Here is a 21,695-nt window from a genome sequence, read left to right as displayed (position 1 = left end):
GAGGACGGCGACGGCACCGCGGCGGCGCGACCGTGCGATCACGGGGCCGGCTCGACCGTGGAGACGGCCGACTCGGCGCGCGTCGTCGACGACTCGTAGCGCACGCGGAACTGCAGGTCGTCAGCGGGCGCGTCGACGGGGATCGACATCACGCCGCAGTAGGTCACGTCGTTGCCCTCGGCTCCGGTCACGGACACGGTCCGATCTGTTCCGACGAGTTCGAGCGTGCACGTGCCGCCGCCCTCCGAGACCTTCGGCACCATCGCCGTGACCTCGAGCCGCCCATCGAGGATCTCGGCGGTGACGACGAGGACGTCGCCGGTGAACGGGGTGACCGTGGGGCTCGGAACAGCGGTGCCGGTCGGCGCGGCCGAGGGGGTGGGTGACGCGGTGGCGGATGCCGAGCCGCTCGAGGTGGGCGTCGGGCTCGCCCCTCCGACGGGCGTCGCGCACCCGGCGAGGGTCAGCAGCGACAGCGCCACGACGGGGACGACCCACCGACTCATCCTCTTCGTCGAGGGTGAGCGAGGGGCGGCAGTCAGGCGAATCACGCGATCATTGTGCGGTGTCGCGGCCCGGATCGGCGGCTGCCACGCCGCGCGAGGTCAGCCGCGCGTCGTATATCGCCGCAGCCGACGCAGCCGCGACCACAGCGGCTGATGGGCGTCGATCTCGCGGCGCACGTCCTCGCGGATCTCCGCGCGGAGTCGTGCCGCGCTCTCCTCGGCGCGCTCGTCGAGCCGAGCGAGCAGCTCTGCCTGGAGCGCGGCGAGGTAGAGCGGAAGCCCCTCACCCTCCCGCCGGGTCCACTCCGCGAGCGCCCGGTCACGGACGAGGGCATCGTCGTGCGCGTGCGCCCCGGCGAGTTCGAACATGCTGTTCGCCGCGACGCCGGTGGCATCCGGTCTCTGCGTCCAGTACGCCAGCGGCTCGCCCGCGAGGAACCCGAACCCCGCCCGCGCGAGCACCCGCAGGTAGAAGTCCCAGTCCTCGACCGCGTCGAGCGACTCGTCGTACCAGCCGGCGTCGTCGTGGACGGCGGCGCGGTAGAGGACCGAGATGGGGACGGCGCGGTTGACGCTCAGCATCTCGGTCAGCGATATGCGCTGCATCCCGGCCCAGAACGGAGCGCGTCCGACCTCGACCCATGCGCCGTCCCGCTCCTCCTCGTACACGATCTCGGTCGCGACCGAGACCGCCGCATCACCGGGGTGGGTATCGAGCCAGGCGACGGTGCGCGCGAGGAATTCCGGATGCCAGCGGTCGTCGTCGTCATGCAGCACGACGAACTCGGTCCCCGCCGCGCGCACCCCGACATTGGCGGCGATGCAACGACCGCCCGCGCCGGGAGCGATGTGGACGACCTCGATGGGCACCGCAGCCTCGGCGACGACCCGGTCGACCTCGGCGGGCTCGCCTCCGTCGTTGACGACGACGACACGGAGATCGGAGAACGTCTGCGCGGCGATGTCGTCGAGGGCCCGGCGCAGGAAGTCGGGGCGCTTGCGGGTGCGGACGACGATTCCGACGCGCGCGGTCATGGGTTCGAGCATAGGGCCGGGTCTACAGCTCCGCGTGCAACGCCCACACCCGGTCGGCGCACGCTTCCCAGGCGAAGCCCTTCGCGCGGTCGCCGGCGAGCACGCGCAGACGCTCCGCGTCCTCCCCCAGGGCGCGGGTGATCGCCGCGCCGAGGTCGTCGGCACCCGCGTACACCGCCGCGTCCGCGAGCACCTCCCGGTGCACGGCCGTGTCGGCGGCGACGATCGGCACGCCGACGGCGAGCGCGTCGACCGCGCGCCACGGCCAATCGGTGCGGGTGCTCGGGGCGACGAATGCCACCGCATGCGAGAGCACTGTGGCGCGATCCCAGGGGTCGAGCGATCCGCGGGCGTGCACGCGGGTCTCGGCGATCCCGGCGGCGGAAGCGAGGTCGGCCACGGCCGGCTCCTCCCCCTCGGGCACGTCGATGACGACGACGTCGCCCTCCCATCCGGCCGCGGTGACGCCCGCGAACGCGCCGGAGAGGCCGTCGGAGGCGACGGCACCTCCGGCGACGGCGAGGAACGACGACGGCAGGTCGAGCGCGCGCAGCCGCCCCACGGCATCCGAGGGCACGCGGAAACCGCGGACGGGCGCGCCGCCGATGACCCGCACCTTGGCGACGAGCTTGGCCTTGGCCACCTCGGCCAGGCGTTCGGCCATCGCGTGCGAGGGAACGACGACGGCGTCGGCGTGCTTGCCGACGCGCGAGAGCAGGGCACGGGCGGCCAGGATCTCGGCCCGGGGCAGTTCGTCGGGGGTCTCCCACGCGCGCAGGTCCCACAGCGTCACGACGATCTGGTGCGTCTCGTTGACGCGATCGTGACGCACGAGCGGGGCGAGCGGCGTCGGCGAGTGGATCAGGCCGCGGCCGATCCCCGGAGCCACCCCGAGCTGCCAGGATGCCGCGAGCTCGCGCCGCCGCATCGACAGCCGCGTCTCGGATGTCAGGCCCGTCACCCCGACGTCGTCGGGCAGGCCCGGAGACGGCACGATCGCGGAGACGTCGCAGCCGCGCGGGGCGGTGTCGACGAGCGCTTGAGCGAGCGACGCGGAAGCCTCGGCGAGGTCGCGGGAGGTGGGGCTGACGAGCTGGTCCAGCACGACGCGGAGGGTGACGGTCACGGCGCGGGTGCCTCCGTCTCGGTGGGCGAGTGGAGCTTGTCGCGCAGAATCTGCTGGACCTGGGCGTAGTCGGGGTCGAACTCGTCGACGCCGCCTTCGGGGGTGAGTTCGATCGTCGTGACCGGCTCGCCCTTCGCCTTCAACGCGAGGTCCACGAGGGTCGGGGCGATGAGGCCCTGCGGCAGATCGGTTTCGACGACGTTCGTGCCGGCCTTCCACACCTCCGTGAAGTGCTGGAGCACGTTCTGCGGAGTGAACTGCGCGAGAATCGCCTCCTGCAACTGCCGCTGACGCCGCATGCGATCGAAGTCGCTCGTGGTGTACCGCGAGCGGGCGTACCACTGGGCGGTGTCGCCGTCCATGTGCTGGGCACCCGGCTCGATCCAGCCGAAGGCCCAGTCGTCCACCGGCTGGCCGTCGTACGCGGGGCCGCCCTTGGGGAGTCGCTCGTCCACGGTGATGTCGACTCCGCCGAGCGCGTCGACGACGTCGGCGAAGCCCTTCATGTCGATCAGGACGTAGTAGGGGATCTGGATGCCGAGGATGCCCTCGGCGGCGTCCTTCGTGGCTTCGATACCGGGCTCCGAGCCGTTCGCGACCGCGTCGGGATACAGGGCATTGCCGTCCTTACAGACCTCGACCTCGGTGCGCAGCTGGTTGATGCCGCTGCCCCACCCGCACGTGGCGTTCGCGAATCCGGTGTGACCGTCGGGGTACTCGTCCTGCATCGGGCCCGGCGCGAACGGGAAGTGCGGCATGTCGCGCGGGATGCCGGTGATGGTCACCGCACCGCTGGAGGCGTTGATCGAGACGACGGAGATGGAGTCGAACCGCATCGAGTCGCGTCCCTCACCGGAGTCGGCGCCCAGGAGGAGGATGTTGTAGTAGCCGTCGGACGGCGGGACGACGGGAGCGGACTCGGCGAAGATCTGCGCGAACCCGTCGCGGGTGGTGCCCGCCGCCTGAGCCGCCCACGCCGCCCCCGAACCCGTGAGCACCAGCAGCCCCACCGAGACGAAGGCGATGGCGAACCGCGCAAGGGGGCCGGTGCGGACGAGCCGCACGAGCCGCAGCGTGTCGATCGTCAGGACGATCCACAGCACGACATACCCGATGAGCACGATCTGCACGACGGTGAGCGGCACCCAACGGAACCACGACAGGAAATCGGGGATGAAGGATCCCGTGGCGAGTGCGAACAGCCCGCTCGGCCACAGCAGCGCGCCGAGGGCCGTCAGGACCAGCACCGTCCAGAGGAAGAGGGTCGCCGCCAGCCCGAACCGACCAAGGCGGCGGTTGCCCGCGAGGATCTGCGCCGATCCCGGCACGAGGACGTTGAGAACGACGAGCCACCAGCCACGTCGCGTCATGACCTCCCGCGACGAGACATCCGGGTTGCGCATCGGCCGCGACTCCACGAGCGGCTCGCGCGTCCGCGGCCGCGGCGGCGCCGACAGCGTCACAACGAGTCCTTCAGACGGCGGTTCTTCTCCTCCACCTGGGCTTCGAGATCGGCGGCATAGGCCTCGACCCGGTCGCCCAGAGCAGGATCGGCCGCGCCGAGGACGCGGGCGGCCAGAAGACCGGCGTTCTTGGCGCCGTTGATGGACACCGTGGCCACGGGGATCCCGGCCGGCATCTGCACGATGCTGAGCAGCGAGTCCAGTCCGTCCAGCGTCGCCAGCTGGACCGGCACGCCGATGACCGGCAGGGCGGTGACCGAAGCCAGCATGCCCGGGAGGTGCGCCGCCCCGCCCGCACCCGCGATGATCGCGCGCAGCCCCCGCGCACGGGCCTCGCGGCCGTAGCGGATCAGCTTGTCGGGCGTGCGATGCGCCGAGACGACCTCGACCTCGTGCGGGATGCCGAACTCGGTGAGCACCTGAGAGGCGTCGCTCATCACGCGCCAGTCGGAGTCGGAGCCCATGACGACGCCGACCACCGGCGTCTCGGAGGAATGCAGTGGCCGGGTCACCGGTCCAGGCTAGGGCGGGTCGCTGGAAGATCGCGCAACGGCGCGCTCAGTCGAAGAATGCCGCCGCCGCGCGGCCCTCGTCGACCACGTCATCCACGTCGTCGCCGGCGACGTTGATGTGCCCCACCTTGCGGCCGGGGCGCGGATCCTTGCCGTAGGTGTGGATCTTCGCCGTCGGATGCGCCGCCATCGCCGGGGCGAACCGCTCGGTGAGTCCGCCCTCGGCCGGCCCGCCGAGGATGTTGATCATGACCGTCCAGGGCGCCACCGCCGCGGTCGATCCGAGCGGGAGATCGAGCACCGCCCGCAGGTGCTGCTCGAACTGGCTCGTCACCGCGCCGTCCTGGGTCCAGTGACCGCTGTTGTGCGGGCGCATCGCGAGCTCGTTGACGAGGATGTGCTCGTCGGTCGTCTCGAACAACTCGACCGCGAGCATCCCGGTCACCCCGAGGCCTTCTGCCACGGCGACGCCGATCTCGGCGGCGGCGCGCTCGAGCCGCTCGCCCGCGCGCGGGGCCGGAGCAATGACCTCGGCGCACACGCCGTCGCGCTGGGTCGTGGCGACGAGGGGGTAGACGCGGACCTCCCCGGAGGGGCGCCGAGCCACCTGCTGGGCGAGCTCGCGCGTGAAGTCGACGAGCTCCTCCACCAGGAGCGCACCACCGCGGGCGTCCTCGGCGAGCGCGGCGAACCAGTCGTCGGCCTCGGTGGCGGCGGACACGACCCGCACGCCCTTGCCGTCGTAGCCGCCGCGGGGGGTCTTCACGACCGCGCGGCCGCCGTGCGCGTCGAGGAACTCCTGCAGCTCCGTGGCGTCGGACACCGCCGCCCAGTCGGGCTGCGGCATCCCGAGCTCGGCCATGCGCTTCCGCATCACGAGCTTGTCCTGCGCGACCGCGAGGGGTGCGGGGCCGGGGTGCACGGCGACGCCGGCCTCGACGAGGGCGGCCAGGACGTCTTGCGGAACGTGCTCGTGGTCGAAGGTGAGGACGTCGACGTCGCGCGCGAAGCGCAGCACCGTCTCGGCGTCGCGGTAGTCACCGACGGCGGTGGCGGCCAGGCTCGCGGACATGCCCTCGCTCTCGGCGAGGACCCGGATGTCGATCCCGAGTTCTTCGGCGGGCGCGATCATCATCCGCGCCAGCTGTCCGCCACCGACCACTCCGACTCGCAGCGCCATGCCGCTCCTTCCGTCCCGTCCATTGTGGCCGTCGCACAGCGGGGTTGCACACCGGGTGCTCGGGGTCAGGCGTCGATCGCGCCCGAACCGTTCGATTGCGAGTCCCGGTGGGCGAGGATCTGGTTCACCTCGACCTGGTCGACCAGCGTCTCGTGGACGAGGAGGGCGTGCGGGACGTTCTTCAGCCGCATGGGGGGCTCGACGCCGTTGGAGAGAGTCAGCGTCCCGGCTCCCCACATGCGCTGCAGGATGCCGCGGCGCATCTGGATCGCGTACCCCCGGACATGCGAGATCTCGCGACTGCTCGATCCGAAGAACCCGGAGCGTTCGATCACGCGACGCGTCGTGATCGTCCAGGACCGCGACAACCAGACGAAGTACGGCACGATCACCAGCAGCAGGACCAGCGCGCCCGCGGCCGTCAGGAGCATCCAGTCCTCGAAAGGAGAGGGAAGGTTGCCGAAGAAGTACGTCGTCGCGCCGGCGACGGCGATGAGCACGAGCGCCGACCAGAAAAGCCGGCGCGAGTGACCGCGCAACCGCGCGATGCGCCGTTCGGGCGCCACCGAACCCGGGGCCGGCGTCCGCGGGCGGCCTCCGTAGCTGGTCGGCTGGGTCACGGTTTCATTCTGGGGGACAGGACCCACGACGCCGCCCGCACACGCGGGTGGCGGGCGGGTCAGCGCACGTGGACGACGTCGCCCGCGGCGACGACGGTCTGGATCGTGCCGGACTCCACGACCAGCCGCCCCTCGGCGTCGAGTCGCTCCGCCCGCCCGTGCAGGGTCGTCCCGTCGGGGAGGGAGACCGACACTTCGCGGCCGACGGTCGCGCAGAGCTTCTCGATGTCGCGATGCACGCGCGCGACGTCGCCGCTCGACAGAGTGGCGAGGAACTCTGCAAGGGCCTTCACGTAGTCGGCGAGGAGTGCGTCGTCGTCGACGTCGATCCCGATCGCCGCGAACGAGGTCGCCGTGGACACGGGGAGATCGGCACGGGTCATGCGGGTGTTCACCCCGGCGCCCACGACGACCGTGTCGAGGGATCCGGGAACCGCCTCCGCGAGGATGCCGCAGATCTTGCTCCCGTCCACGAGCACGTCGTTCGGCCACTTGAGCTCGGCCTTCGAGCCGTGGCCGGAGAGCCTGCTCTCGACCGCGCGGGCCATGGCCGCTCCGGCCGCCAAGGGGATCCAGCCGCGCATCTCCATCGGCACGCGCCCGGCGTCGACGACGACGGAGACGGCGAGCGCGGTACCCGCCGGCGCGGTCCACGTGCGATCGAGCCGGCCGCGCCCGGCCCGCTGGTCGTCGGTGACCAGGAGCGACAGGTGGGGCCAGCCGGCGGGGTCGGCGGCCACGGCGGCCACGACGTCGGCGTTGGTGGAGTCGGTCGTCTCCACGATCTGGACGCGCGGGCTCAGCACGGCGGTGAGTGGGAATCCGGCAGCGGGGATCGGCATGTCCACACCCTAGGCAACACCCGGGGGCGACGGCATCCACTTGCCTTCTCCCGGGTAGTGACCCTCCCGGCGATGGATGGATGCCACAGCGTCTCGGACGGGGGCTTGTGCGCACCCTCCAACATAGGCACCGACGCGGTCGCTAGGGTGGAAAGCGTGACCGACCAGCCCGATCTCTACACGACCGCCGGCAAGATCGCCGACCTGCGCACGAGGTTCCAGGAGGCGGTCGTCGACGCCGAAGCCGCCGCGCGCACCAAGCAGCACGCCAAGGGCAAGCTCACCGCCCGCGAGCGCATCGAGATGCTGGTCGACCCCGGCTCGTTCGTCGAGCTCGACGAGTACGTCCGGCACCGCACCGCCGCCTTCGGCATGGACAAGTCCCGTCCCTACGGCGACTCGGTCGTCACCGGCACGGGCACGATCCACGGCCGCACGGTCGCGGTCTACGCGCAAGACTTCTCCACTTTCGGCGGGTCGCTCGGCGAGGTCGCCGGCGACAAGATCATCAAGGTCATGCAACTGGCCCTGCGCAGCGGCATCCCGATCATCGGCATCCTGGATTCGGGCGGCGCACGCATCCAGGAGGGCGTGGTCGCCCTGGGCAAGTACGGCGAGATCTTCCGCCTGAACACGGCGGCGTCGGGCGTAATCCCGCAGCTGTCGATCATCATGGGCCCGGCCGCCGGCGGCGCGGTCTACTCCCCCGCCCTGACCGACTTCGTGATCATGGTCGACAAGACCAGCCAGATGTTCGTCACCGGCCCCGACGTGATCAAGACCGTCACCGGCGAAGACGTCGGGATGGAGGAGCTCGGCGGCGCCCACACGCACAACACCCGCTCCGGCGTCGCGCACTACCTCGCCGACGACGAAGACGACGCCATCGACTACGCCCGCACGCTCATCGGGTTCCTCCCCGACAACAACCTCTCCGAGCTGCCCGTCTACGAGACGCCGTTCGAGTTCGAGACCACGGATGCCGATCGCGCACTGAACACCGTCATCCCCGACTCCCCCAATCAGCCGTACGACATCCACACCGTCATCGAGGGCATCGTCGACGGTGCCGACTTCCTCGAGGTGCAGCCGCTGTTCGCCCCGAACATCGTCATCGGGTTCGGGCGTATCGAGGGCCGCACCGTCGGCATCATCGCCAACCAGCCCTCGCAGATGGCCGGCACGCTCAACATCGACGCGGGCGAGAAGGCGAGCCGTTTCGTCCGTTTCTGCGACGCGTTCTCGGTGCCCATCGTGACCCTCGTCGACGTGCCCGGCTACCTCCCGGGCACCGACCAGGAGTGGACCGGCGTCATCCGCCGCGGTGCGAAGCTGCTCTACGCCTACGCCGAGGCCACCGTGCCGCTGGTCACCGTGATCCTCCGCAAGGCCTACGGCGGCGCGTACATCGTCATGGGCTCCAAGCAGCTCGGTGCCGACATCAACCTCGCGTGGCCCACCGCCGAGATCGCCGTCATGGGCGGTCAGGGCGCGGTCAACATCCTCTATCGCGGCGAGATCAAGCGCGCCGAGGAGGCCGGCGAGGACGTCGCCGCCGTCCGCACACGCCTGGCCAACGAGTACACCTACAACGTCGCGTCGCCGTTCCTGGCGGCCGAGCGGGGCGAGCTCGACGGCATCATCGAGCCGGCGCAGACGCGCGTCTCGATCGCGAAAGCCCTGCGGGCACTGCGCAACAAGCGCGCGAGCCTGCCCGCCAAGAAGCACGGGAACATCCCGCTGTGAGCGCCACGGCATCCGACGATTCGCCGGCGACCGTCGCCCGGGTCGTCCGCGGCGCACCGACGCCCGAAGAGCTGGCCGCGGCCGTCGTCGTCGTGAGCGAGGCCTTCGCGCGCGAAACCGCGGATGCCACGGCCCCCGAGGACGCCCCCCGCTCGCGCTGGGAGCTCTCGGCGCGGGGCCTGCGCTCCCCGCTGAACCGCGACGCGGGCTGGCACGGCTTCACGGGCTGACTGTCCCCCGAAATACCTACAGACGGAGCGGAAACGCTCACGGATACTGGAGGAGCTGGAACGCATCACGCGTTCGGTCGGGCCGCTCCATCGAGCCGGTTCCGGCCACGCGGACGATTTTCGGGTAGCCGTTCGCATGGGTGAGGGGCAGGCGATTCGCCGCCCCTCACCCCTCACTTTTTCTCCGCGAAAGAGCGCAGTCTTCCGGGCCGGCGGTGAGCGGTGCCCGTCAGCTGGGCCGACGGATCTCGCGCCACAGGTCGACGGCGTCCTCGTCGGCACCGGCCCCCTCGGATGCCGTGCGGCCGACCACCGTGACCGCCACCTCGTGATGGGGCGAGGTGCGGATGATGAGCCGCTCGGAGGAGGCCTCGCCGACGATCCCGGCGAGTTCGCTGCGGATCTCGGCGAGCGCGGGAGCCGGCAGCCCTTCCAGCCCTCCCTCGTCGAAGAGCATGACGATCGTGCCGCGACGACGGGCGGCATCGATCTGCGCGCGCACGCCGTCATCGAGGAGGCGGGGGCTGCGCAGTTCGTCGCGCAGGCTCTGCTCCGCCAGCCGGGCCGAGTTCTTCTCGCTCGGACGCAGGTTGCCCCCGGTCTCGATCGTGCGGCCGAGCACGGGGCCGGCCACGTGCAAGGCCCGTTGGACGTGCAGGCGCCGCTCGCGCTGGCGACCGCTCTGCGACGCCTGCCACGCCGAGGCCGCCTGCTGAAGCTCCGAGAGCTGCTCGGCGTCGTGGGCGACCCGGTCCAGAGCGTAGGAGATCAGCTGCGCCGCGGCGACCCACACGAGCGACCCGACGAGTCCGAGACTCAACGGTGCGAGGGGACCGAGCCAGACCGCCGCCGAGAGGGCCATGAGGCCCGTGCCCACCCAGGCCACCGCCGGGCGGCGGCGGACCATGACCACCGTCATCAACGCGCCGATGCCGCCGATCACCCACGTGACGAAGGGCTGGGCGCGGCCCGCGTCGCTGACCGCGGCGAAGGCCGCATTGGGCACGACGACCGCGGCGAGCAGCGCGAGGGCGGCGGCCCACCGCGGCGGGACGATGCGCGGGCCGGGGAGGCCGCCGTCGGCGGCGGCGCGCTGCCGCGTCGGCAGCAGGATCCACACCCAAGTGATCGGCAGGTAGATGACCAGAGCGGCGACCAGCAGCCAGCCCCGATCGACCGTATCGGGAAGCGTCCAGAGCAGGCTGCGGGCAGCGAGGTACGCCGTGAAGGCCAGGGCGATGCCCGCGAGGATCGAGCGAACGGTCACCAGCGATCCCCGCTCTCCCACTCGAGCGTCACCGTCGTCCCCGCGGGCGTGGAATCCACCGCGGACCGGCCGCCGACCGCGGTGACGCGGGCGATGATCGATCCGCGGATGCCGAGCCGATCGGCCGGGATCGCGTTCACGTCGAAGCCGCGACCGGCGTCTCGCACGCGGATGGTCACGCCCCCGGGCTCGGCGTGGCCGACGACATCGACCGACAGCGCGCGCGCTTCGGCATGCTGGACGGCGTTGGCCACGGCCTGCATCGCCGCCAGGACGAGCGCACGGGCGACGCGACCCGGAACGCGTGGGGTGCCCTCCTGCACGCGCCGCTGCACGACGAGTTCCACCCCGAAGTCGCGCGCCGACGTCTCGATGTCCTGGGCGAGGGCCGTGGCATCCATCGGCTCGTCGCTGCCCTCGAGGGCGTCCTTCTCGGCGTTGGCGAGGCGGGTGAGTGCCTCTCGGGCCATGCTGACCGCCAGTGTGCGCTCGCGCGGGGTCGACGCACGCTCCGCCGCCAAGAGGGCACCGAGGACGCTGTCGTGCATGAGCGCCGCCACCGCGACGCGTTCGTGTTCGGTCGCCGCGGTCGCCGCGGCCGAGGCATAGCTCGCCACGGCGCGCGCCCGGGTCTCGTCGACGTTCGCCGCGATCGAGCGGTACATCCACGTCAACGTCACGAGGACGCTCCCCAGGATCAGGGCGAACGAGACGTCCAGAGCCACGGGCAGAAGGATTCGGGGCGCCCGCCGGCCTGGAGCAGCCGGACCACGCCGAAGAGCAAGGGGGCCGCGACCGTCCACGCCACCTGCAGGGCCAGCGGGAAAGCCACCACGGTGGCCACGGTGGCCACGTTGATGAGGTAGAAGATCCACGGGTTCTGGGTCGGCGAGGGCGGCTGACCCCCGGCCGTGGCGATGGGCCACAGCGCGAGCGCGATCACGAACACCACGGCGAACAATCCCGAGAACAACCGTGCGAATCGCCCGACGCCGCACGCGACCACCATGGCCAGGAGGGGGACGAAGACGCCGACCACGAGGGGGAGGTGCCACCCGTCGGCTTCGTCGCTCGGACCGAAGGCGGCGACGAACGCCTGCACCCCGAGGACCAGACAGGCCGGCCCGACCAGCAGCGTGATGACCCGCTCGATGCGCTTCTGCGTGAACGACCCGGGGTCGTCGCTGGTCTCTCGCGTGTGCGGGATCCTCCCCCACGCCTCGTCGAGGACGGAGCGATCGACGTCAGGCATCGCCTGGCGTCTCGGGAGCGTCATGGAGGATGCCGTCTTCCATCGCCCGCCGCAGCAGATCGACCTTCGTCGGGGCGGGGCGACCGACCTCGACGTACTTCACGCGGACGCGCGTGATGTTCTCTTTCGCGGTGGAGTACGCCACTCCCAGGCGCTCGGCGACGGCCTTGAGGGGCAGGCCCGCGGCGTACAGGCGGAGCACTTCCCGCTCGCGCGCGGACAACTGCGCATCCGCGAACTCGCGATCGCCCTCGACGGCGCTGGCCCACTCGACGTTGTCGAGCAGCTCGCCCCGCGCCACCGTGCCGATCGCCGCGAGCACCTCGTGCGTGGGCGAGGACTTGCTCACGATCCCCGCCGCGCCGGCGGCGAGCGCCTCGCGCACCGCGGCCGGGCGGTCGGCGACGCTGTGGATGATGACGCTGGACCCGTCGCGCACGACCCGGTCGACGTTCTCGGACACCGTGGTGCCGTCGCCCAGGGTGAGATCGAGAACGACGACGTCCGCCGGGGCCTCGCCTGCGGAGCGACGCCACTCGAGATAGGTGGCCACGTTCGCGCCCGAGGAGACCACTTCGAACGACTCGGTGCGCGCGAGCGCGGCCTCGAGGCCGAGACGGACCGATTCGTGGTCATCGATGAGGGCGACGCGCGTCATCTCCTCATCGTATCGGCGCAGCCCCTCGGATAGCGGGACTCCACATGCGCCGATCGGCGGGTCACCGCCGCAGCGCGACCACGGCCTCGACGTGGTGGGAGTTCGGGAACAGATCCAGACCCCGGATCCCCCCGTCGGCCCGGTAGCCGTGCTCGGCGAAGATGGCCAGGTCACGGGCGAGAGCCACCGGATCGCACGCGACGTAGACCACCGCGCTCGGCCCCAGCGCGGCGAGGCCCTCGACGACGTCCCGCCCGGCGCCCGCCCGCGGCGGGTCCAGGACCACGACGCCGCGCGAGAGACGCTCGCGCTCCCGCTCCGAGGCGTCGGCGACCAGCCCGCCGACATAGCGGTCCACCCGGGCGGTCTCGGCGCGCGCGCCGACCCACTCGGCGAGGTTCTCTCCCGCGTGCTCGGTCGCGCGCGCATCGCTCTCGACGCTGATCACGCGCGTGGCGACGCCGCCCATGTCGGCCAGCGCCGCGGCGAAGAGTCCCACCCCTCCGTAGAGGTCGAGGTGGGTGGCATCCGGGTCCAGGTCGCCGACGCTCGCGCGCACCCGTTCGGTCACGGCATCCGTGAGCGCGGCGGCCGCCAACCGGTGCACCTGCCAGAAGCCGCCCGCGTCCACCCGGAAGACGCGATCGCCGACGCGTTCCTCGACGACCTCGGCCGGAGCGGCGTCGCGCGTGCCGTCCGGACGCGGCAGGACGCGCACGCGCCCGTCGGCGGGCTGGACGAGGTCGATGCGGCCGACGCCGCCTCCGCGCAGCTCCGCCGCGGCGCGCGCGACGGCGGCCGTGGCCAGCGGCAGGTCGGGGGTCTCCACGACCCGGTGCGAGCGCGGCGCGAAGGGGCCGACGCGACCGGCCTCGTCGACGTGCAGGCTCACGCGCGTGCGCCAGCCCGTGCCGTCGGGGGTCTCGTCGGCGCCGGCCGCGCGCACCTCGACCGGCAGCTCGAGGCGGCCTACGCGCTCGAGGGACTCCCGGATCACACGTTCCTTGAGCGCGCGCTGGTGCGCGAGCGCGATGTGGCCGAACTCGGCGCCTCCCGCACGCTCCTCAGGCGCGCGGTCGATCGACGCGGACGCCCACACGTGCGGGCGACGCTCGGGGGCCGCCTCGAGCACCTCCAGCGTCTCGGCGCGCCAGAACGCCTTCTTGCGGGTGTCGGTGAGCCGGACGCGCACGCGCTCCCCGGGCAGCGTGTCGGGCACGAAGACGACGCGACCCTCGTGCCGCCCGACGAAGATGCCGCCGTGGGCGACGCCGGTGATGTCGAGATCGATGAGGTCGCCGTTGTGCATCCCCCGAGCCTGTCACACGCGGGTCCGGTGGGGCTGTGCATCGGTAGCGTGGACGCATGCGCGTGTGCTTGGCATCCACTTCCCCCGCCCGGCTGATGCTCCTGCGGCAGGCCGGCATCGAGCCAGAGGCCCGCGCGCCGCAGGTCGACGAGGAAGCGGTGATCGCCGAGGTCGAGGCGGCGGAGGGACGCCGGCTCCCCGCCCCCGAGCACGTGCTCCTCCTCGCGCGACGCAAGGCCGCCGACGTCGCGCACCGGCTGCACGCGGACGACCCCGACTTCGACGGGTTCGTCATCGGGGGCGATTCGATGTTCGCGCTCGGCGACGAGATCCTCGGAAAGCCCTATACGCCCGAGGCGGCGACCGCCCGGTGGCGGGAGATGCGCGGGCGCACCGGCATCCTGCACTCGGGCCACAGCGTGTTCCGCCTCGTCCCCGGCGCGGAGCCCCGCGAGGCGTTCGCCGTCGCCGAGGCGACCGTCAGCTTCGCGTCCGACGTCGACGAAGACGAGATCGCGGCGTACGTCGCCAGTGGCGAACCGCTGCACGTGGCCGGCGCGTTCACGGTCGACAGCCTCGGCGGCGCGTTCATCGACCGCGTTGAGGGCGACCCGTCGACGGTGGTCGGGATGTCGCTGTCGACGGTGCGCCGATTGGTGCGGGAGCTCGGCGGCTCGTGGACCGAACTGTGGAACCGTTCGTAGACTCCCCCACACGTTTTTCGGCGTTTCTTGTCGAGGAGGGTCAAAAGAGCGGCAGCCGGCCTCGATAGGCTGGGCGGATGCCGAAGATCGCCAAGGTTCTCGTCGCCAACCGCGGCGAGATCGCCGTCCGTGTCATCCGCGCCGCACGCGATTCGGGTAAGGCCTCCGTCGCCGTCTACGCCGACCAGGACCGGGATGCCCTGCACACCCGCCTCGCCGACGAGGCCTACGCGCTCGATGGCGCCACCAGCGCCGACACCTACCTGTCGATCGAGAAGATCCTCTCGATCGCCCGCCGCTCCGGCGCCGACGCCGTGCACCCCGGCTACGGCTTCCTCGCCGAGAACGCCGACTTCGCCCGCGCCGTCATCGACGCCGGCCTGATCTGGATCGGCCCCGCACCCGCGGCCATCGAGGCCCTCGGTGACAAGGTCACCGCGCGTCACGTCGCCGAGAAGGTCGGTGCACCGCTCGCCCCCGGCACCCCCGGCCCCGTCGCCGGAGCCGACGAGGTCATCGCCTTCGCCGAGCAGGTCGGACTCCCCATCGCCATCAAGGCCGCCTACGGCGGCGGCGGACGCGGACTGAAGGTCGCCCGTGAGCTCGACGAGGTCGCCGAGATGTTCGAGTCGGCCACGCGCGAGGCCGTCGCCGCCTTCGGCCGCGGCGAGTGCTTCGTCGAGAAGTACCTCGACAAGCCGCGTCACGTCGAGACCCAGTGCCTCGCGGATGCCGCCGGAAACGTGGTCGTCGTCTCCACGCGCGACTGCTCGCTGCAGCGCCGTCACCAGAAGCTCGTGGAAGAGGCGCCCGCGCCGTTCCTCACCGACGAGCAGAACGCCGTGCTGTACTCGGCATCCAAGGCGATCCTCCGCGAGGTCGGCTACGTCGGGGCCGGCACGTGCGAGTTCCTCATCGGCGCCGACGGCACGATCTCGTTCCTCGAGGTCAACACGCGCCTCCAGGTCGAGCACCCGGTCTCGGAAGAGGTCACCGGCATCGACCTCGTCCGCGAGCAGTTCCGCATCGCCGAGGGCGAGGAGCTGGGCTACGACGACCCCGCGCCGGTGGGCCACTCGATCGAGTTCCGCATCAACGGCGAGGACCCCGGTCGCGGATTCCTGCCCCAGCCCGGCCCCATCCACGTGTTCAAGACCTTCGGGGGTCCCGGCCTGCGCCTGGACTCCGGCGTCACCGCCGGCGACAGCGTCTCGGGCGCGTTCGACTCGCTCCTGGCCAAGATCATCGTGACGGGCCGCGACCGCGCCGAGGCGCTCGAGCGCGCGCGCCGCGCCCTCGACGAGTTCGAGGTCGCGGGGCTCCCCACCGTGCTGCCCTTCCACCGCAAGGTCGTCCGCGACCCCGCCTTCACCGCCGAGGACGGCCGGTTCGGTGTGTACACGCGGTGGATCGAGACCGAGTTCGTCAACGACATCCCCGCCTGGGACGGCGAGCCCGAGGCTCCGACCGAGGCTCCCGGCCGGCACACGGTCGTGGTCGAGGTCGGCGGCAAGCGCCTCGAGGTCAGCCTCCCCGACCGCATCGCCGCCCCGGCCGGCAAGCCCGGGCGCCCGGCCGCGGCCCCGCCCTCGCGCCGCTCGCACGCGGCGTCCCCGACCGCGGGCGCCACCGGTGACGCCGTGAAGTCGCCGATGCAGGCCACCGTCGTCAAGGTCGCCGTCGAAGAGGGACAGCAGGTCGTCAAGGGCGACCTCGTCGTCGTGCTCGAGGCGATGAAGATGGAGCAGCCCCTTCAAGCCCACAAGGACGGCACCGTCACCGGGATCGACGCGAGCCCCGGCACGACCGTCGCGGCGGGCCACCCGCTGCTGCTCATCAGCTGAGGCATCCGCCCTCGTCCGGCGCCGCATCCCTTCGGGGGTGCGGCGCCGTCGTTCGTCGCGGGGCCGCGCCGGGCGGGGCCGGGCCGGGCCGGGCTGGGCCGCGCCGGCAGAGTGATAAACGCTTCCTGCACCGAGACACGCACGTAGAGAGCGTTTCCCAGTGCAGGAAGCGTTTATCGCAAGGAGAAGACGGATGCCGGGAGCACCGGCATCCGGGAGAGTCAGTCCTCGCCGGGATCGTCGCGGTCGACGATGTGCATCGCGCGGGCGGCGTCGGTGATGCTCGAGGTCAGCGACGGGTACACCGCGAACACGCGGGCGACCTGATCGACGGTGAGACGGCGCTCCACGGCGATCGCGATCGGGTAGATCAACTCCGACGCCCGCGGGCCCACGATGACCCCGCCCATGACGGTGCCGCTCCCCTGCCGCGCGATGATCTTCACGAAGCCGTCGGTGATGCCCTGCATCTTCGCGCGGGGGTTGGCCGACAGCGGCAGCTTCTTCACCACGCCCGCGATTTTGCCGTCGATCACGTCCTGCTCGCTGAACCCGACGGTGGCGATCTCGGGAGCCGTGAAGATGTTCGCCGTGATGCGGCGCGTCTCGAGCGGGATCACGACGTCGCCGAGCGCGTGGAACACGGCTTGACGTCCCTGCATGGATGCCACGGACGCCAAGGGGAAGAAGTTCGTGCAGTCGCCCGCGGCGTAGATGTTCGGCACCGACGTGCGCGCGACGCGGTTGACGCGGATGTGCCCCGACGGGGTCATCTGGACGCCCGCCTGCTCCAGGCCGATGCCCGCCGTGTTCGGGATCGACCCGACCGCCATGAGGCAGTGGCTGCCCTCGATCGTCCGGCCGTCGGCGAGGGTGACGAGCACGCCGTCGCCGGTGTTGACCACCGAATCCGCCCGCGCCTTGGACAGCAGCGTCATCCCGCCGCGCTGGAAGACGCGTTCGAGCACGGCCGCGGCATCCTGGTCCTCACCCGGGAGCACCTGGTCGCGGCTGGAGACGAGGGTCACCTTCGCTCCGAGGTTCATGTAGGCGGAGGCGAACTCCGCGCCCGTGACGCCCGACCCGACGACGATGAGGTGCGACGGCACCGACTTCATGTCGTACAGCTGGGTCCAGGTGAGGATGCGCTCTCCGTCGGGCTGCGCCGACGGCAGCTCGCGGGGCGACGCCCCCACCGACACGACGAGGGTCTCCGCCTCGATGCGGTCGAAGTCCGTGCCTCCGGCCTCGGTCGAGACGACGACGGCGCCGGGGCCGTCGAGGCGCCCGTGGCCGGAGATGATGCGGACCCCCGCCTCCAGCAGCGACGCGCGCATGTCGTCGGACTGCTGCCGTGCGAGCGAGAGCAGACGCTGGTTCACGGCGGCGAGGTTGATCGCGACCTCGGGGGCGAGGGGCTTGCCCCGGTCGTCCTTGGCGAACAGCTGCACGCCCAGCTCGCTGGCACTGCGGATCGCGACGGCCGCGTCGGCCGTCGCGATGAGCGTCTTCGAGGGCACGACGTCGGTGATGACGGCCGAACCGCCCACCCCGGCCCGCTCGACGAGGGTGACATCGGCCCCCAACTGCGCGGCCGAGAGCGCGGCCTCGTAGCCACCGGGACCACCGCCGACGATCGCGATGGACTGCTTGCGCTCGAAGCTCTGCACCATGGCATCCATTCTTCCCTAGTGCGACGCGCGGCCCGTGCGCCTGGCCCCGGATGCCGCGGCTTTCTAGAGTGGGTCCATGGCACACAGCACCCTTCACCCGCTCGACGACCCGGCGGCCGACCCGTTCGAGATCGCCGCAGCCGCGGCCGCCGACATCGCCCGCCTCTCGGGCGTCGAGCGTCACGACATCGCCGTCACCCTCGGCAGCGGCTGGGGCCGCGCCGCCGAACTCATCGGCGAGGAGACCGCGGCGTTCCCCGCGACCGAGGTCGTCGGCTTCTCGAAGCCCGCCCTCGAGGGGCACGTCGGCACGCTCCGCAGCGTCCGCACCCCCGGCGGCAAGAACGTCCTCGTGATCGGCGCGCGCACGCACTACTACGAGGGCCACGGCGTGCGACGTGTCGTCCACAGCGTCCGCACCGCCGCGGCGACCGGTGCGACGACGATGATCCTCACCAACGGCGCGGGCGGTATCCGCGAGACGTGGAAGCCCGGCCAGCCCGTCCTGATCAGCGATCACATCAACCTCACCGCCGACTCGCCCCTCGAGGGCGCGACGTTCATCGACCTGACCGACCTGTACTCGCAACGACTGCGCGACCTGGCACGGTCGATCGACCCGACGCTCGACGAGGGCGTCTACACGCAGTTCCGCGGTCCCCACTACGAAACTCCCGCGGAAGTGCAGATGGCGAAGACCATCGGCGGGCACATCGTCGGCATGTCCACCGCCCTCGAGGCGATCGCCGCCCGGCAGGCGGGCATGGAGATCCTCGGCTTCTCGCTCATCACGAACCTGGCCGCCGGCATCCAGAAGACCCCCCTCAGCCACGACGAGGTGCTCGAGGCCGGGCGCGAGGCCGAACCGGTGATCTCTGCGCTGCTCGCCCGCGTGATCGGCGCGCTGTGAGCGGGTTCGTCGAGGCGGCCCGCGCCTGGCTCGCCCAGGATCCGGATGCCGTGACCCGCGAGGAACTGTCCTCCCTGCTGGAGCGCGTCTCCGAGGGGTCGGTAGAGGCCGAGGCCGACCTCGCCGACCGTTTCTCGACCCGTTTGGCCTTCGGCACCGCCGGCCTGCGCGGGACCCTCGGGGCCGGCCCCAATCGCATGAACCGTGTGCTGGTCGCGCAGGCCGCGGCGGGCTTCGCGGCGTACCTGCGCGAGCGTGGCGGGGACGCAACCCCCACGGTCGTCGTCGGCTACGACGGGCGACGCAATTCCGATGTGTTCGCCCGCGACTCGGTCGAGATCTTCGCCGGCGCGGGGCTGCGCGCCATCCTGCTGCCGCGGATGCTCCCGACGCCCGTGCTCGCGTTCGCGGTTCGTCACCTCGGAGCCGACGCCGGGGTCATGGTCACCGCGAGCCACAACCCGCCGGACGACAACGGCTACAAGGTCTATCTCGGCGGTGCCGACGACGGCGCGCAGATCGTCTCGCCCGCCGACGCCGAGATCGCCGCGCACATCCAGCGGGTGGCCGACGCGGGCGACGTCACCGTCCTCCCCCGCTCGGTGGGCTTCGAGAACGCGCCCGAGTCGGTCGTGGAGGCCTACGTGGCCGCGACCGCGGCCGTGGCCCCCGCAGCCGCCGGGGCGGAGGGGCTGCGGTGGGTGTACACCGCGATGCACGGTGTGGGGTGGGAGACCGTCGCGCGGGTCCTCGCCGCGGCCGGGTATCCGGAACCGGTGGTCGTCGAGGCGCAGATCCACCCCGACGGGCGCTTCCCCACGGTGGCGTTCCCGAACCCCGAGGAGCCGGGGGCAATGGACCTCGCCTTCGAGACGGCACGGGCGGCCGACGCCGAGCTCGTCATCGCGAACGATCCGGATGCCGACCGCCTCGCCGTCGCGATTCCGGATGCCGAGGCCGACGGCGGCTGGCGCCGCCTCACCGGCAACGAGATCGGGCTGCTGCTGGGCTGGCGCGCGGCGCGCGCCGCGGCCGGCAGCGGGGGGTCGCTCGCGTGCTCCCTGGTGTCGTCGCCCGGGCTGCAGGCCGTCGCCGAGCACTACGGTCTCGACTTCCACGCGACCCTCACCGGGTTCAAGTGGATCTCGCGGGCGCCGGGTATCGTCTACGGTTTTGAGGAGGCACTCGGATACCTCGTCAACCCCGAGACCGTGCGCGACAAGGACGGCATCTCCGCCGCCGTGGCCCTCTTGGGCATGGCGACCGCAGCCCGCGCCGAAGGGCGCACCGTCGCCGACCTGCTGCAGGAGTTCCGGGACACGTTCGGCGCGTTCGTCAGCGACCAGATCTCGGTGCGCGTGACCGACGTGGGCGAGATCGCCGGGATCATGGCATCCCTTCGCGCCCAGCCGCCGTCCGCGGTGGGCGAGGTCGCGGTGTCGAGGATCGATGACCTGCTCGAGGGCGTCGACGGCCTGCCCCCCGGCGACGTGCTGCGCATCTGGCTCGAGGACGGCTCGCGACTCATTGTGCGCCCCAGTGGCACCGAGCCGAAGCTCAAGCTGTACCTCGACGTACGCGGCTCGTCGGCCAAGAAGGCCCGTCGCCGCCTCGACGCGCTGCGCGCGGGTGCGGAGGCGCTGCTCGCGGCGGTGCGCTGACTGGGCTCCTCGGGTTTGGGGCGCGCGATTCCGTTTGGGGCGTGGATTACCGCGCCCCAAACGGTAGATCGCGCCCCAAACCAGAAGTTCTCCACACCGCCGGGGACGAGGTTCGGGGGCGAGGCGCAGACTCGGACAAAGTGAACGGATGGATGCCGTTCTCTCGACACCTCTGTTGCGCCGCTCGGAACTGGGCGAGCGCGACGTCGACCGCCACCGCCTCGACGTCCTCGTGCGCGACGGCTCCCTGATCCGCGTCCGGGCCGGTGTCTACGTCGGGGCCACGGCCACCGCCCGCCTGCGTCCCGAAGAGTGGATCGTGCTGCGCGCGCGAGCTCTCGCCCTCGTGAGCGTCGAGCCGCCGCTGTTCTCTCACCAGACCGCGGCCGCATTGCACGGCCTTCCGCTGTACCGGCCTGACGCGCAGCGGGTCCACGTCATCCTCGACGAACGTCGCCGCGGCGCCATGGCGCAGACCGTGCGGCATCGGGGTGCCGTCGGGCCCGGCGACGTCGTCGACCTCGCCGGGCTTCGTGTGACCAGCATGGTCAGGACGATGTCGGACATCGCGCGTACGTGCGACTTCGAGACGGCGGTGTGCACCCTCGACGGCGCACTCCGCGCTCTCGCAACGACGACGGCGCGCACCTATGACGCGGACAAGGCGGCGGCTGCGATCGCGCTCGCGCTCGCCACCTCGCGACGGTCTGCACACGGCGGTGCGCGGGCCGCGCGAGCCCTCGCCTTCGCGGACGGACGCGCCCAACTGCCGGGCGAGAGCATCAGCCGCATCCGCATTGCCGAGATGGGCTTGCGTCCACCGCAATTGCAGGTGCGCGTTCCGAGTCCCTCCGGCTCCTCGTACTACCTCGACTTCGGCCTCGACGACGTCGGCGTCTGGGGGGAGTTCGACGGGCGAGGGAAGTACACCGAACACGCCGCGCAGTCCGGCCGGTCTCCCGCGCAGGTGCTCCTCGCCGAGAAGCAGCGTGAGGACTGGATCCGCGGTACGACCGGGCGGGCGATCATCCGCTGGGGATGGCCACACATCGTCGACGCCCCAACCCTCGCACGACGCTTCGCCGCCTTCCATGTGGCGCTTCCTTCGAGATGACCGCCGGCGCGTCGGGTCTTGGGGCGCGGAATTCAATCTGGGG

The 21,695-nt window shown here is 71.8% G+C and carries 21 protein-coding genes; 7 read left to right on the top strand and 14 right to left on the bottom strand.

Going from position 1 to position 21,695, the window contains the following annotated elements:
• Nucleotides 1-38 precede the first annotated feature (38 nt).
• The 8 genes from AC3E6M_RS09820 to AC3E6M_RS09785 all read right to left on the bottom strand — a co-directional run bounded on the left by AC3E6M_RS09820 (nucleotide 39) and on the right by AC3E6M_RS09785 (nucleotide 7,284).
• Nucleotides 39-506, bottom strand: a complete 468-nt coding sequence (locus AC3E6M_RS09820) for a hypothetical protein (RefSeq protein ID WP_490529757.1) — start codon at nucleotides 504-506, stop codon at nucleotides 39-41.
• A gap of 99 nt (nucleotides 507-605) precedes the next feature.
• Nucleotides 606-1,541 (bottom strand): glycosyltransferase family 2 protein, encoded by a 936-nt coding sequence (locus AC3E6M_RS09815; RefSeq protein ID WP_490529756.1) that lies wholly within the window; start codon nucleotides 1,539-1,541, stop codon nucleotides 606-608.
• A 22-nt stretch (nucleotides 1,542-1,563) separates the two neighbouring features.
• Nucleotides 1,564-2,667 carry a glycosyltransferase gene (locus AC3E6M_RS09810; protein WP_490529755.1) on the bottom strand — a complete coding sequence of 368 codons (1,104 nt, stop codon included), beginning with the start codon at nucleotides 2,665-2,667 and terminating at the stop codon, nucleotides 1,564-1,566.
• Nucleotides 2,664-4,130, bottom strand: a complete 1,467-nt coding sequence (locus tag AC3E6M_RS09805; RefSeq protein ID WP_490529754.1) for an LCP family glycopolymer transferase — start codon at nucleotides 4,128-4,130, stop codon at nucleotides 2,664-2,666. The genes AC3E6M_RS09810 and AC3E6M_RS09805 overlap by 4 nt, the downstream gene beginning before the upstream one ends.
• Nucleotides 4,127-4,594, bottom strand: a complete 468-nt coding sequence (gene purE, locus AC3E6M_RS09800; protein WP_230005257.1) for a 5-(carboxyamino)imidazole ribonucleotide mutase — start codon at nucleotides 4,592-4,594, stop codon at nucleotides 4,127-4,129. Before purE ends, AC3E6M_RS09805 begins: the two co-directional genes overlap by 4 nt.
• A gap of 94 nt (nucleotides 4,595-4,688) precedes the next feature.
• Nucleotides 4,689-5,822 carry a 5-(carboxyamino)imidazole ribonucleotide synthase gene (locus AC3E6M_RS09795; protein WP_490529753.1) on the bottom strand — a complete coding sequence of 378 codons (1,134 nt, stop codon included), beginning with the start codon at nucleotides 5,820-5,822 and terminating at the stop codon, nucleotides 4,689-4,691.
• A gap of 65 nt (nucleotides 5,823-5,887) precedes the next feature.
• Complete coding sequence (locus AC3E6M_RS09790) at nucleotides 5,888-6,442, bottom strand: PH domain-containing protein (protein ID WP_138175617.1); 555 nt, start codon at nucleotides 6,440-6,442, stop codon at nucleotides 5,888-5,890.
• 59 nt (nucleotides 6,443-6,501) lie between these two features.
• Nucleotides 6,502-7,284 carry a biotin--[acetyl-CoA-carboxylase] ligase gene (locus tag AC3E6M_RS09785; RefSeq protein ID WP_490529752.1) on the bottom strand — a complete coding sequence of 261 codons (783 nt, stop codon included), beginning with the start codon at nucleotides 7,282-7,284 and terminating at the stop codon, nucleotides 6,502-6,504.
• Between the two features lie 156 nt (nucleotides 7,285-7,440).
• Here AC3E6M_RS09785 and AC3E6M_RS09780 point away from each other — a divergent pair, with 156 nt between their 5' ends.
• Together AC3E6M_RS09780 and AC3E6M_RS09775 are read left to right on the top strand one after the other, a co-directional pair.
• Nucleotides 7,441-9,030: an acyl-CoA carboxylase subunit beta gene (locus AC3E6M_RS09780; protein ID WP_490529750.1), complete on the top strand. Its 1,590-nt coding sequence runs from the start codon at nucleotides 7,441-7,443 to the stop codon at nucleotides 9,028-9,030.
• Nucleotides 9,027-9,260, top strand: coding sequence for an acyl-CoA carboxylase epsilon subunit (locus AC3E6M_RS09775; RefSeq protein ID WP_490529749.1), 234 nt, complete (start codon nucleotides 9,027-9,029; stop codon nucleotides 9,258-9,260). The genes AC3E6M_RS09780 and AC3E6M_RS09775 overlap by 4 nt, the downstream gene beginning before the upstream one ends.
• Before the next feature lie 229 nt (nucleotides 9,261-9,489).
• Here the strand turns inward: AC3E6M_RS09775 and AC3E6M_RS09770 are convergent, their stop codons facing one another.
• The 5 genes from AC3E6M_RS09770 to AC3E6M_RS09750 form a co-directional block, all read right to left on the bottom strand.
• Nucleotides 9,490-10,527, bottom strand: a complete 1,038-nt coding sequence (locus AC3E6M_RS09770; RefSeq protein ID WP_490529748.1) for a hypothetical protein — start codon at nucleotides 10,525-10,527, stop codon at nucleotides 9,490-9,492.
• On the bottom strand, nucleotides 10,524-11,252 hold the full coding sequence (locus AC3E6M_RS09765) for a sensor histidine kinase (protein ID WP_490529747.1): 729 nt from the start codon (nucleotides 11,250-11,252) through the stop codon (nucleotides 10,524-10,526). Before AC3E6M_RS09765 ends, AC3E6M_RS09770 begins: the two co-directional genes overlap by 4 nt.
• On the bottom strand, nucleotides 11,225-11,779 hold the full coding sequence (locus tag AC3E6M_RS09760) for a hypothetical protein (protein ID WP_490529746.1): 555 nt from the start codon (nucleotides 11,777-11,779) through the stop codon (nucleotides 11,225-11,227). Before AC3E6M_RS09760 ends, AC3E6M_RS09765 begins: the two co-directional genes overlap by 28 nt.
• Complete coding sequence (locus AC3E6M_RS09755) at nucleotides 11,772-12,437, bottom strand: response regulator transcription factor (RefSeq protein ID WP_138175629.1); 666 nt, start codon at nucleotides 12,435-12,437, stop codon at nucleotides 11,772-11,774. The genes AC3E6M_RS09760 and AC3E6M_RS09755 overlap by 8 nt, the downstream gene beginning before the upstream one ends.
• Nucleotides 12,438-12,498: 61 nt before the next feature.
• Entirely contained in the window at nucleotides 12,499-13,746 is a 1,248-nt protein-coding gene (locus tag AC3E6M_RS09750; RefSeq protein WP_490529745.1) for a class I SAM-dependent RNA methyltransferase, read from the bottom strand.
• 56 nt (nucleotides 13,747-13,802) lie between these two features.
• Here AC3E6M_RS09750 and AC3E6M_RS09745 point away from each other — a divergent pair, with 56 nt between their 5' ends.
• Entirely contained in the window at nucleotides 13,803-14,450 is a 648-nt protein-coding gene (locus tag AC3E6M_RS09745) for a Maf family protein (RefSeq protein WP_490529744.1), read from the top strand.
• Nucleotides 14,451-14,527: 77 nt separating this feature from the next.
• Nucleotides 14,528-16,294 (top strand): acetyl/propionyl/methylcrotonyl-CoA carboxylase subunit alpha, encoded by a 1,767-nt coding sequence (locus AC3E6M_RS09740; RefSeq protein WP_490529743.1) that lies wholly within the window; start codon nucleotides 14,528-14,530, stop codon nucleotides 16,292-16,294.
• A gap of 221 nt (nucleotides 16,295-16,515) precedes the next feature.
• Here AC3E6M_RS09740 and AC3E6M_RS09735 read toward each other — a convergent pair whose 3' ends face one another.
• Nucleotides 16,516-17,976, bottom strand: a complete 1,461-nt coding sequence (locus AC3E6M_RS09735; RefSeq protein WP_171024283.1) for an NAD(P)H-quinone dehydrogenase — start codon at nucleotides 17,974-17,976, stop codon at nucleotides 16,516-16,518.
• A 67-nt stretch (nucleotides 17,977-18,043) separates the two neighbouring features.
• Here AC3E6M_RS09735 and AC3E6M_RS09730 point away from each other — a divergent pair, with 67 nt between their 5' ends.
• The 3 genes from AC3E6M_RS09730 (at nucleotide 18,044) to AC3E6M_RS09720 (ending at nucleotide 21,652) form a co-directional block, all read left to right on the top strand.
• Entirely contained in the window at nucleotides 18,044-18,877 is an 834-nt protein-coding gene (locus tag AC3E6M_RS09730; RefSeq protein WP_138175147.1) for a purine-nucleoside phosphorylase, read from the top strand.
• The gene (locus tag AC3E6M_RS09725; protein ID WP_490529742.1) at nucleotides 18,874-20,538 is read left to right on the top strand and encodes a phospho-sugar mutase; all 1,665 of its coding nucleotides are present in this window, start codon (nucleotides 18,874-18,876) and stop codon (nucleotides 20,536-20,538) included. The genes AC3E6M_RS09730 and AC3E6M_RS09725 overlap by 4 nt, the downstream gene beginning before the upstream one ends.
• 148 nt (nucleotides 20,539-20,686) lie before the next feature.
• Nucleotides 20,687-21,652 carry a hypothetical protein gene (locus AC3E6M_RS09720; RefSeq protein WP_490529741.1) on the top strand — a complete coding sequence of 322 codons (966 nt, stop codon included), beginning with the start codon at nucleotides 20,687-20,689 and terminating at the stop codon, nucleotides 21,650-21,652.
• Nucleotides 21,653-21,695: the final 43 nt, after the last annotated feature.

The organism is Microbacterium sp. SCPM-O-B-15248 (M128) (assembly GCF_058214835.1).
This window is presented reverse-complemented; position numbering and strand designations above follow the sequence as displayed.

Excerpts from the sequence above, each read along its gene's own strand:
- AC3E6M_RS09820 (WP_490529757.1), bottom strand. The coding sequence starts at position 506 with ATGAGTCGGTGGGTCGTCCCCGTCGTGGCGCTGTCGCTGCTGACCCTC.
- AC3E6M_RS09815 (WP_490529756.1), bottom strand. The coding sequence starts at position 1,541 with ATGACCGCGCGCGTCGGAATCGTCGTCCGCACCCGCAAGCGCCCCGAC.
- purE (WP_230005257.1), bottom strand. The coding sequence starts at position 4,594 with ATGGGCTCCGACTCCGACTGGCGCGTGATGAGCGACGCCTCTCAGGTG.
- AC3E6M_RS09795 (WP_490529753.1), bottom strand. The coding sequence starts at position 5,822 with ATGGCGCTGCGAGTCGGAGTGGTCGGTGGCGGACAGCTGGCGCGGATG.
- AC3E6M_RS09785 (WP_490529752.1), bottom strand. The coding sequence starts at position 7,284 with ATGCCGATCCCCGCTGCCGGATTCCCACTCACCGCCGTGCTGAGCCCG.
- AC3E6M_RS09760 (WP_490529746.1), bottom strand. The coding sequence starts at position 11,779 with ATGCCTGACGTCGATCGCTCCGTCCTCGACGAGGCGTGGGGGAGGATC.
- AC3E6M_RS09755 (WP_138175629.1), bottom strand. The coding sequence starts at position 12,437 with ATGACGCGCGTCGCCCTCATCGATGACCACGAATCGGTCCGTCTCGGC.
- AC3E6M_RS09750 (WP_490529745.1), bottom strand. The coding sequence starts at position 13,746 with ATGCACAACGGCGACCTCATCGATCTCGACATCACCGGCGTCGCCCAC.
- AC3E6M_RS09745 (WP_490529744.1), top strand. The coding sequence starts at position 13,803 with ATGCGCGTGTGCTTGGCATCCACTTCCCCCGCCCGGCTGATGCTCCTG.
- AC3E6M_RS09740 (WP_490529743.1), top strand. The coding sequence starts at position 14,528 with ATGCCGAAGATCGCCAAGGTTCTCGTCGCCAACCGCGGCGAGATCGCC.
- AC3E6M_RS09735 (WP_171024283.1), bottom strand. The coding sequence starts at position 17,976 with ATGGATGCCATGGTGCAGAGCTTCGAGCGCAAGCAGTCCATCGCGATC.
- AC3E6M_RS09730 (WP_138175147.1), top strand. The coding sequence starts at position 18,044 with ATGGCACACAGCACCCTTCACCCGCTCGACGACCCGGCGGCCGACCCG.
- AC3E6M_RS09720 (WP_490529741.1), top strand. The coding sequence starts at position 20,687 with ATGGATGCCGTTCTCTCGACACCTCTGTTGCGCCGCTCGGAACTGGGC.